The sequence below is a fragment of the Phormidesmis sp. 146-33 genome, from assembly GCF_052939515.1.
The window spans coordinates 1-16608 of the sequence record NZ_JBJPHU010000072.1 but is presented as its reverse complement, the minus strand read 5'-3'; the positions used below and the strand labels follow the sequence as shown (position 1 = coordinate 16608).

The 16608-nt window shown below is 50.5% G+C and carries 17 protein-coding genes; 11 read left to right on the top strand and 6 right to left on the bottom strand.

The genetic code is table 11. From position 1 onward, the window contains the following. Positions 1 to 106: 106 nt before the first annotated feature. The gene (locus ACJ2PR_RS23725; protein ID WP_446878794.1) at positions 107 to 1945 is read right to left on the bottom strand and encodes a hypothetical protein; all 1839 of its coding nucleotides are present in this window, start codon (positions 1943 to 1945) and stop codon (positions 107 to 109) included. A gap of 295 nt (positions 1946 to 2240) precedes the next feature. Then, positions 2241 to 3290 carry a polysaccharide pyruvyl transferase CsaB gene (gene csaB / locus ACJ2PR_RS23720; protein WP_446878793.1) on the bottom strand — a complete coding sequence of 350 codons (1050 nt, stop codon included), beginning with the start codon at positions 3288 to 3290 and terminating at the stop codon, positions 2241 to 2243. An 88-nt stretch (positions 3291 to 3378) separates the two neighbouring features. Here csaB and ACJ2PR_RS23715 point away from each other — a divergent pair, with 88 nt between their 5' ends. From ACJ2PR_RS23715 to aroF, 6 genes are all read left to right on the top strand, one after another. Beyond that, complete coding sequence (locus ACJ2PR_RS23715) at positions 3379 to 3687, top strand: DUF2499 domain-containing protein (protein ID WP_446862124.1); 309 nt, start codon at positions 3379 to 3381, stop codon at positions 3685 to 3687. 49 nt (positions 3688 to 3736) lie between these two features. Then, a complete protein-coding gene (locus tag ACJ2PR_RS23710) occupies positions 3737 to 4039 on the top strand; it encodes a DUF3593 domain-containing protein (protein ID WP_446862125.1) in 303 nt (100 codons plus the stop codon). Positions 4040 to 4451: 412 nt separating this feature from the next. Further along, complete coding sequence (locus ACJ2PR_RS23705; RefSeq protein ID WP_446878792.1) at positions 4452 to 5666, top strand: protein kinase domain-containing protein; 1215 nt, start codon at positions 4452 to 4454, stop codon at positions 5664 to 5666. 181 nt (positions 5667 to 5847) lie between these two features. Next, positions 5848 to 6117, top strand: coding sequence for a 30S ribosomal protein S15 (gene rpsO / locus ACJ2PR_RS23700; protein ID WP_446862127.1), 270 nt, complete (start codon positions 5848 to 5850; stop codon positions 6115 to 6117). Between the two features lie 14 nt (positions 6118 to 6131). Next, the gene (locus ACJ2PR_RS23695; RefSeq protein ID WP_446862128.1) at positions 6132 to 6698 is read left to right on the top strand and encodes a photosystem II biosynthesis protein; all 567 of its coding nucleotides are present in this window, start codon (positions 6132 to 6134) and stop codon (positions 6696 to 6698) included. A gap of 155 nt (positions 6699 to 6853) precedes the next feature. Continuing rightward, complete coding sequence (gene aroF, locus ACJ2PR_RS23690; protein ID WP_446878791.1) at positions 6854 to 7897, top strand: 3-deoxy-7-phosphoheptulonate synthase; 1044 nt, start codon at positions 6854 to 6856, stop codon at positions 7895 to 7897. Between the two features lie 84 nt (positions 7898 to 7981). Here the strand turns inward: aroF and ACJ2PR_RS23685 are convergent, their stop codons facing one another. Together ACJ2PR_RS23685 and ACJ2PR_RS23680 are read right to left on the bottom strand one after the other, a co-directional pair. Beyond that, positions 7982 to 9217 carry an ATPase, T2SS/T4P/T4SS family gene (locus ACJ2PR_RS23685; protein ID WP_446878790.1) on the bottom strand — a complete coding sequence of 412 codons (1236 nt, stop codon included), beginning with the start codon at positions 9215 to 9217 and terminating at the stop codon, positions 7982 to 7984. Positions 9218 to 9529: 312 nt separating this feature from the next. Further along, positions 9530 to 10171, bottom strand: coding sequence for an SRPBCC family protein (locus tag ACJ2PR_RS23680; protein ID WP_446878789.1), 642 nt, complete (start codon positions 10169 to 10171; stop codon positions 9530 to 9532). Between the two features lie 162 nt (positions 10172 to 10333). On the opposite strand from ACJ2PR_RS23680, the gene ACJ2PR_RS23675 reads away from it, so the two are divergent. Next, positions 10334 to 11071, top strand: coding sequence for an SIMPL domain-containing protein (locus ACJ2PR_RS23675; protein WP_446869091.1), 738 nt, complete (start codon positions 10334 to 10336; stop codon positions 11069 to 11071). Positions 11072 to 11095: 24 nt separating this feature from the next. Here ACJ2PR_RS23675 and ACJ2PR_RS23670 read toward each other — a convergent pair whose 3' ends face one another. Further along, a complete protein-coding gene (locus tag ACJ2PR_RS23670) occupies positions 11096 to 11467 on the bottom strand; it encodes a single-stranded DNA-binding protein (RefSeq protein ID WP_446869092.1) in 372 nt (123 codons plus the stop codon). Positions 11468 to 12072: 605 nt separating this feature from the next. Between ACJ2PR_RS23670 and ACJ2PR_RS23665 the strand changes: the two genes are divergently transcribed. The 3 genes from ACJ2PR_RS23665 (at position 12073) to mreD (ending at position 14590) form a co-directional block, all read left to right on the top strand. Continuing rightward, positions 12073 to 13074, top strand: a complete 1002-nt coding sequence (locus ACJ2PR_RS23665; protein WP_446862135.1) for a rod shape-determining protein — start codon at positions 12073 to 12075, stop codon at positions 13072 to 13074. 107 nt (positions 13075 to 13181) lie between these two features. After that, positions 13182 to 14030: a rod shape-determining protein MreC gene (gene mreC, locus ACJ2PR_RS23660; protein WP_446869093.1), complete on the top strand. Its 849-nt coding sequence runs from the start codon at positions 13182 to 13184 to the stop codon at positions 14028 to 14030. Next, positions 14027 to 14590 (top strand): rod shape-determining protein MreD, encoded by a 564-nt coding sequence (gene mreD / locus ACJ2PR_RS23655; RefSeq protein WP_446862137.1) that lies wholly within the window; start codon positions 14027 to 14029, stop codon positions 14588 to 14590. The genes mreC and mreD overlap by 4 nt, the downstream gene beginning before the upstream one ends. A gap of 111 nt (positions 14591 to 14701) precedes the next feature. Here mreD and ACJ2PR_RS23650 read toward each other — a convergent pair whose 3' ends face one another. Continuing rightward, complete coding sequence (locus tag ACJ2PR_RS23650) at positions 14702 to 15151, bottom strand: hypothetical protein (RefSeq protein ID WP_446878788.1); 450 nt, start codon at positions 15149 to 15151, stop codon at positions 14702 to 14704. Between the two features lie 412 nt (positions 15152 to 15563). Between ACJ2PR_RS23650 and ACJ2PR_RS23645 the strand changes: the two genes are divergently transcribed. Continuing rightward, positions 15564 to 16439, top strand: a complete 876-nt coding sequence (locus tag ACJ2PR_RS23645) for a 6-carboxytetrahydropterin synthase (protein WP_446869097.1) — start codon at positions 15564 to 15566, stop codon at positions 16437 to 16439. Positions 16440 to 16608: the final 169 nt, after the last annotated feature.

Here is a 16608-nt window from a genome sequence, read left to right as displayed (position 1 = left end):
CGAGGGTTGAAATTTCTTTCATCCCTCCTCGCGCAGCGGATTACCCCAAAAGGGGGAACAGATCATCGAAGTTCTCCTTCATCCCTCATCCCTCATCCCTCATTTTTCACTTTCCCCGACGCGGAAAACTTGGTAGCTCAACAGCCGCAAGAGACTGACGCTTTTTGGTCGATCGCAAGGGATAGACCACTGGAGACGGCCCGCTCCGAAAAGGCACTGTCGCGACCTCCTCAGCTTGCTCAACAGGTTCAGAAAATTGAGCTGTAGGCTGGAGCGTGATAAACGGGGAGGAGGCTAAAGCAGGTTCAGGAGACTGAGTAGCTGACGGTAGCGTGACGAGTGGAGTCGATGAAAAGTGATCGAGAATAACCTGTTCAAAGGGGGTGATCAGGGTTTCATCCACAGATTCTCCGTCTACTTTGCTCTCTAGAATGGCGAGTTCCGTTTCTGCCTCTGGCGGGGTCGAGTCGCTAGTTTCACCAGTGGGCGCAACCGTAGGCTCTTCCCAAAGGGACTTTTCTAGCGATACAGACTCAGTTGTGGGCTGCGATTTATCAGCTTGTAATTCATCAGTCTGCGATTTAAAGGTCTCAAAGGTCTCAAGGGCAGCACTCAGCTTTTGTTCTAAATCGGTTTCGCTGTGGGTCGGCTCAGAGACAGGCTGATCCGCGGGGGGGTCAAATTGAGGGTTAAATAGCTGAACGTTCCAGTGGTGGGCGGTTTCTTCTGGCGTGTCAGACGCTTCGACAGGCTTGATCGTGTAACTGACTGGAGTTAGCTGAGTCGGTGGTTGAGGAAGGGTGATTTCAGAAAGTTCTACACTAAGTTCCATACTGTCACTCGCCCAGACATCTGGTATCAATGGAGACGCTTCTTCTGAGGTGCTGGCTTCTAAATTGAGTTCTGAAATAGAGTCCAAAATGGGAGGCTCTGGCTCAACGTCCCAAACGGTGGGAGTCGTGGGAGTGGAATAGAAATCAGGCTCGATCGCGCCTTCTGCAAATTGCGTCGGTGGTTCGATCGCCAAATATTCAGGTTGCGCTGACCAGGGCTGAACGGGCTGTGCTTTGGGCGCAAATAGCTGAATGGGTGCGTCTGACTTTTCACCAATCATCTCGCTGACCTCTGCCTGAGATTGAGGAGCGGGAACCTCCAAACATTTCTCCAGGGCAGCTTTGAACTGTAACGTGTAGCGCTGTTGGCGATGGAGGCGCGATCGCAGGTCTCGACAAGAATTTTCGGCCTGTCTGACGGTCTGAATCTGATCATCGTAGCGCTGTTGAGTCAGGGCGCATTCTCGTTCTAGTTGAGCGACTTGCTCCTGGCTTGATTCAAGCTGTCCGGTGAGCGTCTCGATCAGAATTTGCTGCTTTTGAGCGGTTTGGTGAGATTGCTCTAATTCGTGAAACAGCTTGGCGATCGAGTGTTGGGCATCCATTAATGCCTGATCTTTTTGCGAGACGATCGCCGCTTGTGCCTGAAGTTTTTCTTCGGTCTGGGCGATCTGGGCGAGCATCTGAGTTTTCCAGCGTCGTCTTTCGAGGCGAACGGCTTTGCGCGACTGTTCGAGGGCTTCTTCGAGGCGAGAAGTTTGAGTCGTCAGTCCGCTGTTACGCTGTTCAAGGTCTCGAATGCAATCGACGACCATTGTCTGTTGCTGTTCAATCAGTTGAATATGGTCGATCGCCGCTTTGTACTGCTGTTCTAGCTGCAAAATTCGAGCATTGGCTTGTTCTAATTCTTCTGCATGAGGAATCTGATCGACACTCAGCGCATTGGGAAAGTTGAGCGTTTGCCAGCCGTCTTCCGCAGGTTCTTGAACGCCATTTTCAGCAGAGTGCACGACAATCGCAGACTCGACACCCTCAACCGCCTGAGCAGAGTCATCCTGAGAATCGCTGTACTCAAGCCAATCAGGGCTGTTTGAATTTTCGGCTTCGTTCATCGCTCTTTTTCCTAGAAGAAAGGGGGACTCCTCAGATCAAACGGTGGCCGTCTGAGACTCAGATTATAGAATTCCAAACTTAGTTATACCGACAGTTCACCAGATTTGATCCAACCGTTTGAAATTTCTGTCATAGAAGTCACATTTTAAGGGGTGCGGAGTTTGAGACTGCAATCGCGATCTTTGCTGTGTTGTTCAAGTCTTCTGCCCCCAGGCTGCCAATTCTGAGGAACTTTCGGACAGGATGGTTCACAATCCTCTTGTTGAGGAGCTTTCTGAACTCTCAGAATTACTCTCACAGAGGCTTGACGATTTGCAGAATGTCTTGGTGCATCAGAGCGCGATCGACGAGTGATCCAATCTGGTCATCTGACAAAGCATCGCCGTTGGCGTAAAGCTCTATCCAGGTTTGGCTAATCTGATTGGCGCTCGTTGGAATTTCTGATAATTCCCAGCCAGGAATCTCTAAATCGACCATCAGTTGGCTCACTTTGGGGTCATAGCTCAGCGCAAAACATCGACAGCCTTCAGCAGCGGCCATGATCAGTCCGTGAAACCGCATCGCGATCGCCATCTCCACCCCCCGAAAAACGCCCTTCAATTCCTGGGGATTCTCCAAAACCAAAATCTTGCTGGCACCCGGAAGCTGAGGCTGAATGAATTGGGCGATCGCTAAATCCTGACTTTTCTGAAAGGGCAACAAAATCAAGCAGGTCTGAGTCGCTTTCTGAAAGTCTGCCAGAGCGCGAGTCAGCGTTGCGAGACGATCGGGAGTCAGAAGGCGATGGGCCCGCAGATTCACCGCGACTCTGGGCGCAGGCAAATCCCACAATCCTTTAACTGGTTCAGACTCCATCGCCCAAACCGGATCAGGAGCCATCACAAACGGAATTTGCCAATCGTTTAACAGAGTTGCCGAGCCGCGATCGCGCACACTCACCCCATCACAGCCTTTAAAGGCCTGTTTCGCCAGCCAGCGACTGATCGGACGGTTGAGCGGGCCAACTCCCTGGGCCCAAGCGATCGTTCTCAAACCCATCCACTGAGCCAGCTTCATCAAACCGCCGTAATAAAACGGACTCATGGCACTGGTCGCATCTTGCATCAAACTGCCGCCGCCCCAGATCAGAATTTGCGATCGCCGCAACGCCTGCACCACAGATAAAAAAGACTTGCGATCGCAGCACGTCACCCCATAGCGATCGTGAGTTTGTTGAGGATTGCCAGAGAGAACGATCGGCGTAATTTCAGACGGCAACATTTGCAGCAGTGAAGCCAACAACGCCTCATCTCCGCCGTTTCCCATCCCGTAATAGCCGCACAAAACTGCCCGCATCTGCTCCATACTTAAAGAAACGCTGAGTTTTTAGATTAAAGGACAGCCCCTCAAAACTCAAAACTCAAAACTCAAAACTTAACTCAAAACTCCTTTTATGCAAGCCCTTTCGATCCCTACCTGGGTGATTCATGTCTCTAGCGTCATTGAATGGATCGCCGCAATCTGGCTGATCTGGCGCTATGCCGAAGTGAGCCAAAATCTAGCGTGGCGATCGCTCTCCTGGGGAATGTTGCCCGCTCTAGTCAGCGCCATGTGTGCCTGTACGTGGCATTTCTTCAACAATCCGCCTTCACTAGCATGGGTGGTCACGCTCCAAGCCGCCATGACTGTTGTGGGAAACATCACCTTAATGATTGCGGGCTGGTGGATCTGGCGCTCAACCCAAAGCAGCCCCAACGCCTAAACCCGCTTTAGTCGAATTCATTCGTAACGCTCCAAAATCACTTTTTAGAATGACGAAAGAAACGCTATTTGGACTGTCGCTATTCCCGTATTTGGGATTTCTGTGGTTTTTGACGCGATCGGGTAAAACGCCTCGTCTCGCTCTCATCGGCTTCTACATGACGCTGGTTTTTGTCGCGGTGACCATTCCCGCAGGCATCTACGCAAAGGTGAAGTACGGCGCAGAACTCGCAAACGTCGATTGGCTCCACGGCAGCGCAGAATCCTTTTTGACCCTTTCTAACATTCTGGTAGTTTTGGGTTTCAGACAGGCGATTATTCAAACTGAGCAAAAATCAGAAGACCCAACCTAACAAAAGGAAACCCAGCACTCTTCCACATTTTTTAGCCCTAACCAGAAGCGCGTGGAATTAGAGCGCGATCGCAACCTGCTTTAGTCGTCATCGTGAAATTGACAACTCAAAATGGTTCAGGCTTGCCCAGCCCGGCAAATAGTTGATGCAGAATATCGTTGATTAGAGCGATATTCTTTCGATAAATCTTCTTGTCTTATGTCGCCCAGTCATTAAATTGTTCAAATGCCTAGCGATGATCCGGAGGTTACCTGTGGATAGTGGACATCAATAAAGCGAAGTGAAAGAATGTTGGGCACCCATCTAAATGAAGCCGTTCTTTCATCCCTCCTCGCGCAGCGGATTACCCCCAAAGGGGGAACAGATCATCGCAGTTCTCCCTCTTCCCTCCTCCCTCATCCCCTCGCAAAAGATGAGTTATTGTCTCAACCCCACCTGTCTCGCTCCAAACAACTCAGACCTCACAGAAACTTGTGCTGCTTGTGGGTCAGAACTGAGGTTGCTAAATCGCTATTTCGCGGTCAAACCGATTGCTCAAGGCGGATTTGGCAGAACGTTTTGGGCGATCGACTCACACGCCTCACGCCGCTGCATCATCAAACAATTTTTTCCCCAACAGGGCATCGACCATCTAGAAAAAGCCTCTACCCTATTTCGTCAAGAAGCCCAGCGACTCAGAGAACTCGGCAAACATCCTCAAATTCCCACTCTGCTCGATCATCTTGAACAAGCCGGACATCAGTATTTAATTCAAGAACTCATCGACGGGCGCAATCTCGCTCAAGAACTGACAGACGACGGGCCGTTTACTGAATCTCAAATCTGGCAGCTACTTGAGGATTTGCTGCCTGTAATGCAATTTATTCACGATCGCCAGGTGATTCATCGAGATATCAAACCCGCCAATATTATTCGCGATCGCCACACCCAAAAGCTTTATTTAGTTGATCTCGGTGCCGCAAAACACGCAACCAAAACCACCCTCGCCCACACCGGAACGCTAATCGGAAGCGCCGAATATATTGCCCCCGAACAGACCAGAGGAAAAGCCGTCTTCGCCAGCGACCTCTATAGTTTGGGCACAACCTGCATTCACCTCCTCACCCAAATGTCGCCCTTTGACCTCTACGACGGCAGTGAAGCCAACTGGATTTGGCAAGATTATATGACCCATTCAGTCAGCAATTCTCTTGTTAAAATCATCAACAAACTATTAGAAAACGCCACCAATTTACGCTATCAATCTGTTGCTGAGGTTCTCAAAGATTTGCATAAAGATTTGCAGGTAAACTCGCAAACTCCAGCTTCAATTCCCCCAATAGTTCCTCGAAATAGTATCGAGGATTGGGACATTATTGCTGAGAAAACGGTCTACCAGTTGGGGCTTAATCTCAGTTTTAGAGAAGCAGAAGCCTTGCTCAAATGTTCACCCAGCAGAATCAATGCTCGCCCGCGCCTTTCTCCACGCCCAAAGTCATACCGAATTCAGGACTTTGCCTTTCCCATCATGCTGGTTTTACTGACGCTGCCCGTCTTTAGCTGGTGTGTGCTGCGATCGATGTCGCCTCCCCAAAAAATTTCAACGCCCGAAACCACTCGCCTGATCGATCCGCCCCTACAATTTTAAAAAGCACAGGAAGAGAGCCTGGACGCAGAACCTTAGACACTAGACTTTGAACAGAGTAGGTTTTTAGTCCCTAATCTCCGGCTCAATGTCCTTCTTTAGTCATTTCGCTCCCTGCTTCCGACTGGCTGTGATAATATTAAAAACTGGCATTACTCATTTTGAATAGGGAAAGCTTTAGGTCATGGCACTGCTGCAACAGCGCAAGCAAGAAATTATCTCCGACTATCAAGTTCACGAAACTGACACCGGATCGTCCGAAGTCCAAGTCGCGATGCTGACTGAACGCATCAACAAACTGAGTCTGCATCTGAGAACCAACAAAAAAGACCACGCTTCTCGCATGGGTCTGCTAAAAATGATCGGTCAGCGCAAACGTCTGCTGGCCTACATCAACAAGCGCAGCCCAGAAAAATACCGCGCCCTGATCACTCGCCTCGGCATTCGGGGTTAAGGAGCCTTTGCGCCATGTCCTCCGAATCTAGCGAACCCAAATCTAAATCAGAACGTCTTCCTTTTGAGCCTGCTCAGACGCGCAAAAAGCCTGTGCAAAAAGCTGATAAGCCCGTGGCAGACAAAGGGAAAAAACCAGCCAAAAAAAAGTCTCGTGCTGAGAGCCGCAAACCCTCGCAAACTGAAAAGCCTGCACCAGACAGCCCCGTCAAGCCGCCCAAAGCAAGCAAGGTTCGGCGATCGACTCCCGACCAGCTTGGAATTCCGAAGGTTGTTAGCGATCGTATGGCCCGGCGAATGGTGTCTTTTTGCGCGCTACCCACGCTGCTAGGGATGTTGACCTTTGTAGTTAGCTACTTTGTCGTCACCAACGGTTGGTTTAAGTTGCCCAATGTGGTGGTGTTGCTGGTGAGCATGGGCTTTCTTGGGTTGGGCGTGATCGGGCTTTCCTACGGCATTCTCTCCGCCTCCTGGGATGAAGAGAGAGTAGGAACTCGACTGGGCTATGAGGAGTTTGTGACCAACTTTAGGCGCTTGAGATCTGCCTGGAAAGAATCTAGAGAGCGAGCGATCGGCGATTAGTTTTGGGTTCGATCCAGGGCTGTTAGCTGGCTTGGTCGATCGCGACCCTCCAACTTGTCATACTATTAAATTTGAACTGTATTAGCTTCGTTCAACAGTTCACGCATCATTCTGCATATCCACAACACAGCAGGGACTTTAACATGATCGTGGTGATGAAAATCGGCACCCCGGAAGCCGAAGTGACCCGCATTGACCAGGAGTTCACAAACTGGGGACTCACCCCCGAAAAGATCGTCGGTAAGCACAAGGTTGTCATTGGTCTAGTCGGCGACACCATCGAAATGGATCCGTTGCAGATTCAGGAAGTTAGCCCCTGGATTGAACAGGTTTTGCGCGTTGAGCAACCCTTCAAACGAGCCAGCCGCGAATACCGTCAAGGCGAACCCAGCGAAGTCGCAGTTCCAACCCCTAACGGCACGATCTACTTTGGCGAACAGCATCCTCTCGTGGTGGTAGCTGGCCCCTGCTCGGTCGAAAATGAAGCCATGATTGTCGAAACGGCGCGACGAGTCAAAGCAGCCGGGGCCCAGTTCCTTCGGGGAGGTGCATTCAAGCCTCGGACTTCGCCCTACGCATTCCAGGGACACGGCGAGAGCGCTTTGGGTTTGTTGGCTGCTGCCCGCGAAGCTACTGGTCTGGGGATCATCACCGAACTGATGGACGCAGCCGATTTAGAGATGCTGGCAGAAGTGGCTGACGTGATCCAAATCGGGGCCCGCAACATGCAAAACTTTTCGCTGCTTAAGAAAGTTGGCGCTCAGGATAAGCCGATCTTACTCAAGCGAGGCATGGCCGCCACCTTTGAAGACTGGCTGATGGCAGCCGAATACATTTTGGCAGCAGGCAATCCCAATGTGATTTTGTGTGAACGAGGCATCCGGACGTTCGATCGCCAATATGCCCGCAATACCTTAGATTTAGCAGCGATTCCTGTCCTGCGTTCTTTGACTCACCTGCCGATTATGATTGATCCGAGTCATGGTACGGGTCGCGCAGAATACGTTCCATCGATGGCGATGGCTTCGATCGCAGCAGGCACCGATTCTCTGATGATTGAAGTTCACCCCGATCCCAAGAAAGCCCTTTCAGACGGCCCGCAATCTCTAACCCCCGATCACTTTGACCAACTGATGAAAGATCTGGCAGTTGTGGGCAAGCCTCTAGGTCGCTGGATGCCTGCGGTGGCGATCGCTTAGAGTCCTTTGAGTTTTGGGTTCTCCATAGCAGAGGTCGTCCAACCTCAAGCCACTTCTGATATCCAACTCAAAACTCAAGCCAATCTATTCAAGCCGTTTCAGGGCTTCTAGCTGTTGTTCGATTAGCTTCAATACCTGGCTGAGATTGGGCACGACGTTGGATTGGTCAAGCGCTTGGGGACTAGAGCGGGTGCGATCGCGGATTTCATCTACTTTTTTCTGAAGATCCTGAGCAATGGTCAGCGCATCTCGACTCAGGTTGGCTAACTGCTGCTGTTGATAAAACTTAAGAGCAGCCCCTCGAAGAATCTGGAGAGTGGCTTCTTCTCCATGAGTACCGGGCATGACGCGCAATCTCAGCAGCAGTCGATTTTTTTGATAGACTCGCTCAATTTCGACCTGAGTTGGTTTTTTGACAGCGGTCAAAGGCAGATGAGTCAAGCCCTTCAGCTCATCAATCACTCCCTGAAAGACCGCCAGCGGCAACCTTTGCAAAACCGATTGGAGAACTCCATTTTGGCTCCAGAGGATTCTGCCGTGGGCCTTGCGTTCAAAATACAGCCGACCAATCCCATCTGTCAGAACCCGTCCTAAAAGCTCTTGTAAAAGTTGAGCCGGGGGCAGGGTTGCCAAAACCTCTATGGGGCTATCTTGATGGTGAGTCGTAACCGTCAGCATCGGCAGCGCATCTCCTGGGGTTGGCAACTCTTGAGGAAGCGCCGTTTCGTTGAGAATAAAGGTGCGCGCCAACTCTGGATCTGTGACGTGCGTTTCTAGAAGATTTTGGCGATCGCTCAACACGACTTTCTGCAATTCTCCGGGCAACTCTGTGGGATGGATGGGCGGTTGCGTAGGCGAGATCGGTAGATTGATGTCCTCTAGCTGATCGGGCGCATCGACCAGAAATGTTTCCTGAGTGTTGCGATCTGGGACAGTTTTTTTCTGTTGGGGAGCTTGAAGCAGTGGCTCCGTTGTCGTGGACTGAATGTTTTTGGTGTGATTGAGATAGGCAGAGAGAATGGCGTAGTGAGCTTCGGAGGCAATGCTTTGGGGCACCAGCGAGTAGTCCATAAAGCTGAGAATTCGCCGCACGTAGTCCAGGGCAGCCACATCTTCGAGCGAAACCATACCCAATTTGAGACAGCGATCGTCGAGAGACAGCGGCAAAATCTGATGATAGAGGCAGGCTTCAAAGGGGAGAATGCGATCGATCAGTTGAAAAGCTTTCTGAGTATCCACGTGCGCCGATGATTGAAGGTGATCGTTGTGACGAGGAAGATCTTTAATTTGAGCTTCGGCTGGGTGACTCAGTGGGAGCATAGTAGAAACTGGGGAAGGGATAGATCCAGACTCATGAAAGCGTTGTAGAAAATTGAATTTAGAACAAACCCTCTCACACTCAGCAGGTTAAAAATCTCGTTCAACAATCTCAAAAACTGTCAAAAATGAGACCCCAAACTGCCTACCTACTTAACTTCCGCTAATTCATCCGATCTCCGGAAAAATCAATCTACCCAACCCAGATCAACGCTTTACTCCTCTCAAAACCGCTACTCTATCCCCATCTCATCCAAGTTTAATTCATCCCTCATCCTCTCTCGCGCAGCGGATTACCCCTAAAGGGGGAACAGATCATCGCAGTTCTCCCTTCTCCCGTTTTCCCACTTCTCGACCGATCGCCTCCATCGTGTCACTGAGAGAACTTTTGAAAACGTTGTAAAACACATTCCTGGGAGTACCTGACCTAGGTTGAGCCTCGACGACCTGAGTAATCAGCACTTGAGTCGGTTTTGCTCCCTTAAAAGGGGCGATCGACTCAATCATCCAATAGCCCTTTAGACTTTGTAGGTCACCTTCCACGAGTTGAAAATCGATGCGAGTCTTGGCCTTTTCGACAATAGACGACCGCACCCGCGATTGAATCGTGACCAAGAAGACCTGGCGCGAGTCAATTTGCTCGACCACCTTGCGATCGCCCTTTGACTCCAAGATTTTACTAGAAACTACATTAGGCAAAAATTTAGAAAAGTTGCCATAGTCCGTCAGCACTAACCAGGCCATCGCTGGAGAACCCTTGACGAGCACTCTGGCGGTGTAGCTGCCTTTCTCACCCGTGATCATCGGTTGACCCCTTCTCAGCGTCGTGCGATCGCTCACCGAAAGCTGATCAACCGTACTGTTAAACAGTTGGGCCGAAACGGGAGGTGTGCTCACAGCAAGGATGGCAATCGTCCAGCATCCCGTTAGAAAATAGCCGCCTAAACGCTTGAACATGCCAGATTTCCTCTCTAAGATGGGTGTCAAATTGGCTGTCCTATTCTAGAGCGTTCGGCTCAGAGTTGCGAAAAGTGTAACAGGAAGTACGATCGTTCCGCTCCAATGGCAGAGTAAGAGAATCCAAACCGATCTCAAAACTTTCTGTGAGGAGCCAACAAAATGATTTCCAGTCTCAAACCGTCTCACTCTACCTGGAGCCGCTTCAAAGCGTTGCCCATTCTGGGGTTGATCAGTTTTACACTTGCCAGTCCCGCGATCGCTCAAGAAAAACTTATGCGAACTTTAACCGTAACTGGACGAGGATTTGAAGAGATTCCCACGACACTGACCCAAGTGAGATTAGGCGTAGAATTTCAGGGTAAAACCGCAGGAGAAGCGCAGCAGGCCGTCGCTCGGCGATCAACCTCTGTCGTGACGCTGCTCAAATCGCGCAGTGTAGACAAGCTAGAGACGACGGGCATTAGCCTCAATCCGGTTTATCGCTACGACAACAACACTCAAACGCTCGTTGGCTATACCGCAACCAATAGTGTGAGCTTTCGACTGCCGACCGAGAAGGCTGGCACAATTTTGGACGATGCCGTCTCAGCGGGAGCCACTCGAATTGAAGGGGTGAGCTTTATTGCTACCGATGACGCGATCGCCGCTGCCCAAAAACAGGCGCTTCGCAAAGCTACTCAGGATGCCCAAGGTCAGGCTGACTCGGTGTTAAACGCTCTCAACTTTACGCGCAAAGAGATCGTCAGCATTCAAGTCAACGGAGCGTTTGCCCCACCGCCGCGCCCTGCGGAATATGGAGACTTTGCAGCGCGAGTGTCCGCCTCAAAAGCTCCCTCTCCTGTCATCGGGGGAGATCAGCGCGTCGAAGGATCAGTCACGTTGCAGATTAGCTACTGAATCTAGAGACTGAATGCAGCGTTTCTAAAAGTCCTCTGTATACCCACCAGAGGTCGCTTCTCCACCGCCTTCATTGTCCCGCTTTGAGCCAAGCAACTGTAGCCGATCGACCAGCACGACAGGGGACGTACGATCGGCTCCAGTGTTGCGGTCTTTCCAGGTATCAAACTTGAGAGAGCCTTTGACTCCGATCAGACTGCCCTTTCTCACATAGTTGGCCGCTACATCAGCTTGTTTGCCCCAAAGCTCTAAATTAAACCAGTCGGGCTGATCGCTATTGCGAGTTTGACGATTGACCGCCAACGTCAGCCGACACTTCACGCTGCCCGACTCAAAATACTTCACATCTGGATCGCCACCAACGCGGCCTACTAGCGTCACTACGTTTAGACTCATATTTGTCGCTCGCGGTTTGTAAGTGCTTCTAGAATACGAGATGATCAGGTGCGATCGTACTCAAATTTGGTCACCTGATGCATTTCAATACATTTGTACTTAGAATTTTAACATTAAACTGGGTTAAGCGAATTTAGGGCCGACGATCGCACTCACATCGCACTTAGTATTAAAAACAAATTAAACCCAACGTCAAAACAAAAATTAGTTCAAATTACACCATTCATCAGTGATTTTTAGGGATGACAACTGATTTGATAGGAATCCTTTTTCTATTATGCTGATATGCCTCCGTAAGGCGTGTAGTGTATGAGTAAGCAAAGCACCAAAACGCCCAAAACGCAGGTTTCACAGGGCAAGTCCTAAAATACAAACCTCTTAAAAGTAATTTGTGATCTGAGGCTTGAAACACGCTGGAGAATGGTTCAATAGACCTTGAGCCTACAATTTGATGCAAGATGACCTAGACTCAAGCAAGAAACTGTAATAAAATCCACTATCGATTAGTCTTGGTGTTAAATTTCACCCCGTCCGAGCGTACTCAATAGCGTTATTTAGAGGATAGAATAGTGGGTCTTTTTAGTCGCTTCTCCTTATCCCGGGACATGGGTATCGACCTGGGAACCGCCAACACACTAGTCTACGTATCGGGTAAGGGCATTGTTCTACAAGAACCCTCCGTCGTAGCGATGGATCAAAACGAGAAAATCCCCTTGGCGGTTGGGGAGGATGCCAAGAGAATGTTGGGACGCACCCCCGGAAACGTGATTGCCCTGCGTCCCCTGCGAGACGGGGTGATTGCAGATTTTGACACCGCCGAACTGATGCTCAAACACTTTATTCAACGAGTGCATGAGGGCAAAACACTGGTGTCTCCTCGCATAGTGATTGGCATCCCCAGTGGCGTTACGGGCGTTGAGCGTCGTGCCGTTATGGAAGCCGCCTCCCAAGCCGGGGCGAGAGAAGTGTATCTGATTGACGAACCTGTCGCCGCAGCGATCGGAGCAGGTCTTCCAGTAGCCGAGCCAACGGGCAACATGATTATCGACATCGGAGGCGGCACGACAGAAGTCGCCGTTCTCAGCTTACAAGGTACGGTTTTGAGCGAATCGGTGCGTGTCGCGGGCGATGAATTGAGCGAAGCGATCGTGCAGTACATGAAAAAAGTTCACAACCTGGTAATCGGGGAACGCACCGCCGAAGAAATTAAAATCACCATCGGGTCAGCTTATCCCACGCAGGGCGACGAAGACATCATGGAAGTTCGCGGATTACACCTGCTCTCAGGGCTGCCGCGCACCGTCACCATCAAAGGGCCCGAGATTCGAGAAAGCATGTCTGAGCCACTCTCGGTCATCGTCGATGCGGTTAAGCGCACTCTGGAGCGGACTCCTCCCGAACTGGCGGCCGACATTATCGATCGCGGCATCATGCTGGCGGGCGGCGGCGCATTGCTGAAGGGAATCGATACGCTCATCAGTCACGAAACGGGGATTGTCGTTCACGTTGCGGCCGACCCCCTCAGTTGCGTGGTGCTAGGAACGGGGCGCGTGTTGGAGAACTTTAAACAACTTGAGCGCGTATTTAGCACTCGTCCGCCTCGCTAGATTAGAGTCACCGTCCTGATGGGGCGATCGCGCTGCGGAAAATGACCTTAGCGTTGAAATGAGACGTGTCCTTTTGTAAAGTTAGTCCAGCAAAACGAGTAGGTTGAATGTACGCACTGCGCCGCTGGTGGGATCGATATGGAGTTCAGGCTGCCCTAGCCACCCTCGCCCTGGGAACCGCCCTGATTGTGCGGCAAACTCAAGGGGTGTTGCTCATGGAGACCTATCAGGTTCTCACCCGCCCTTTTCAAGCCAAGCCAACCCAGGTCGATCGCATTGCCAACGCTCAACTGTTGGAGTTACAGCAAAGATTGATTGAGCTAGAAAGCAAAAATCAGCGTCTAGAGGAGCTTTTAGGATTCACATCCGGCAAAAAGGTGAAGGGCGTGACGGCTCCCGTGATCGGGCGCAGCGCAGATCATTGGTGGCAGCAGGTGACGCTGGGGCGCGGCAGTCGGGACGGCATTGAAGTGGGATCGATCGTGCTGAGTCCCGGTGGTCTGGTCGGGCGAGTGGACAATGTAACGCCCAATACGAGCCGAGTTTTGCTGTTGAGCGACCCTAGTAGCGGGGTAGGCGTGACGGTCAGCCGCAGTCGATCGATGGGTTTGATGCGCGGCAAGTCAGCCAATCGAGCCGTCATGGAATTTTATGAAAAAGTGCCCGATGTGCGGCGGGATGATGTGGTTTCGACCTCTTCGCTGAGTGGGCGGTTTCCGGCGGGGATTCCGATCGGGCGGATTGAGTCAGTCGATCTCACCAAAAGTCCTGCTCCTGAAGCGGTGATCGAGCTTTCTGCCCCGGTGAATAATTTGGAGTGGGCGGTCGTCTATCCCAATTCGCCAAATTTAGCGCAGCCGTTACCTCTGGTGCCCCCTCCTAAAACAGTGCCGTCTCCCTCTCCGACTAATTTGCCCTCCCCGGCTGCTTCTCCTTCTCCGGATGCCGCACGATGAAAAACTCGGCTCTCGACAATCTGTTTGATCAGCACCCTCTTTCTCGTCCGCTGGTGAACTGGGGCGTGACGATCGGTTCAATTCTAATCTGTCTGATTCTATTGCCGTCGCGTCTCCCTGGGATGGAACTGGCAGGAATTGGCCCCAACTGGCTATTGGTTTGGGTGGTGGCCTGGAGTGTGAAGCGATCGGTCTTTCAGGGAGCGTTTGCGGGATTGGTGTTGGGATTGCTACAAGATGGAATGACGGCTCCGAGTCCGACTCATGCGTTGAGTTTGGCGATCGTCGGGGCGCTGACGGCCAAGCTACAAAAACAGCGCTACGTGCAGGAAGATTTTATTTCGGTTGCCCTGATTGTATTTGGAATGGCAGTCTTAGCCGAAACGGTGACGGCGATTCAGTTTAGTTTGCTGGGTGGTCGGTCGATCGCTGAGATCTGGACGTATCACCAGTTTGTCGCACTCAGTTCAGCAATTCTCAGCAGTCTGTGGGCCCCTGTGGTATACTTTCCCCTCAATCGCTGGTGGGAGCATATGGGAATGGTAGAGCCGACAGGGTGAGGGAGAACTTCGATGATCTGTTCCCCCTTTCGGGGTAATCCACTTCGCGAGAGGGAATGAGGGATGAGATAAGTCTGTCTGAGCAGTATGCGGCGGGATTGTCGGGCTTTGCTAGGCAGCGGTTTCTGAACTCTTTACTTGCGTCTTCTCGGTGTCAACTGGCTTATCTGTTTTGCGAATAGTGAGTAAAACTAACGCCGCGAGTTCTGGAACAAGTGCAGCAATTGCAGTCAGTTTGAGCGACCAAGTTTCGGATGCATTAAACAACCCTGCTGCGTTGCTCAAGTGTGCAGATACGATATCGGTCATATCAATGGCAAGGCACGCCCACAAAAGTGTTTTCACAGTACTTCTATCTGCAAAAGCAACGATCGCAGCAAGCACAATGTCTCTAACTGCCCAAACACGAATGATGTAAGGCATTTGGATGTTTAGATCGATGGGGATGTTAAGTTGCTCCATCAGCCATTGTGGGTCAGCATAGCCAACAGCGCTGAGACTAAACCGAATCAAGCACATCAGCCCTATTAGTAAAGCAACAAACCAGCTCTGATCTCTCATATTTGCCCCTACCTGTAGAATTCACTAGAGATCTATGTAGACACTAAACGCAGGAGTTTCCAAAGTAAAGTAGTTACCGTTTAGTAACTGCACAATACATCAGAAACTACCAGTATCTATGGCAGAATCAGAATCCGCTCCCCTTGAAAAACTCCTCAACCAAATAGCAGGACAGTGGACGATACACATTCTGTGGATTTTAGACACCAACGGAACCTTACGCTTTGGCGAATTGAGACATAAGGTTGATGGTATTTCACCAGCTTGATGAACTAGGACACTCCCAGTAGTTATTCTGCAAGAAGTCGAACATTTGAGCAAAACTCGTCATCACTCTCTGCCGCAATTCGATATCCTAGGGACAGTGTAAGTTTACGTAACTTTACAAGCTCCAATCTTCCTGACTCAATTTATGAAATGTATCATTGATCGCCGTGCCCAATTTTCGGCTAGTCATCGATATTGGCTGCCCAATCTGAGCGAGGCGGAGAACTTCGATCGCTTTGGTGCCTGCGCCCGTCCGATGGGTCATGGCCACAACTATGTGCTGTATGTGTCGATGCTGGGCGATCTGGATGAATATGGCATGGTGCTTAACCTGACAGATGTCAAACACGTCATCAAAAAAGAGGTCACCAGCCAGCTTGATTTCTCGTTTCTCAACGATGCCTGGGTCGAGTTTCAGCAGACCTTGCCTACCACCGAGAATATTGCACGAGTCATCTGGCACAAACTAGAATCGCATTTGCCGATCGTCAATATCCGCCTCTACGAACACCCCGAACTCTGGGCCGATTACCAAGGAAACTCTATGGAAGCTTTTCTCACTGTCAGCACCCATTTCAGCGCCGCTCACCGTCTCGCCCGACCCGATCTGAGCTTTGAAAAGAACTGCGAAATCTATGGCAAGTGCGCTCGTCCCAATGGTCACGGCCACAACTATCATCTAGAAGTCACAATCAAAGGTGAAATCGATCCAGAAACGGGAATGTTAGCAGATTTAGTTGCGTTTGAGAAAGCGATCGAAGACTACGTGACGGAACCCTTTGACCACACTTTTTTGAATAAAGACATTGCATATTTTGAAAAAGTTGTTCCCACTGCCGAAAACATCGCCGTACATATTCGCGATCTGCTAGAACAACCGATTCGCAACATCGGCGCACAGCTTTACAAAATCAAATTAATCGAGAGTCCTAACAACTCCTGTGAAGTCTACGGATCAGGCGTTTCGGATGCTGTAGCGATGAAAATGCGCGAACCTGACATGGCGACCCCTTGCGGGTAACTCGAAGAGATCGTCTAACCTCATTTCACACTCAAAACTTCTCAAGGGTGGGCAATCTCGTCTACCCTTTTTTGTGTTTAAAGAATTAAATAGATTATCTCGAATCGAGCTACTTAGACCAGCCCTTTCAAGGTGCTTTTTCATCTTTTTTAGATTTCGCTTGACTGAG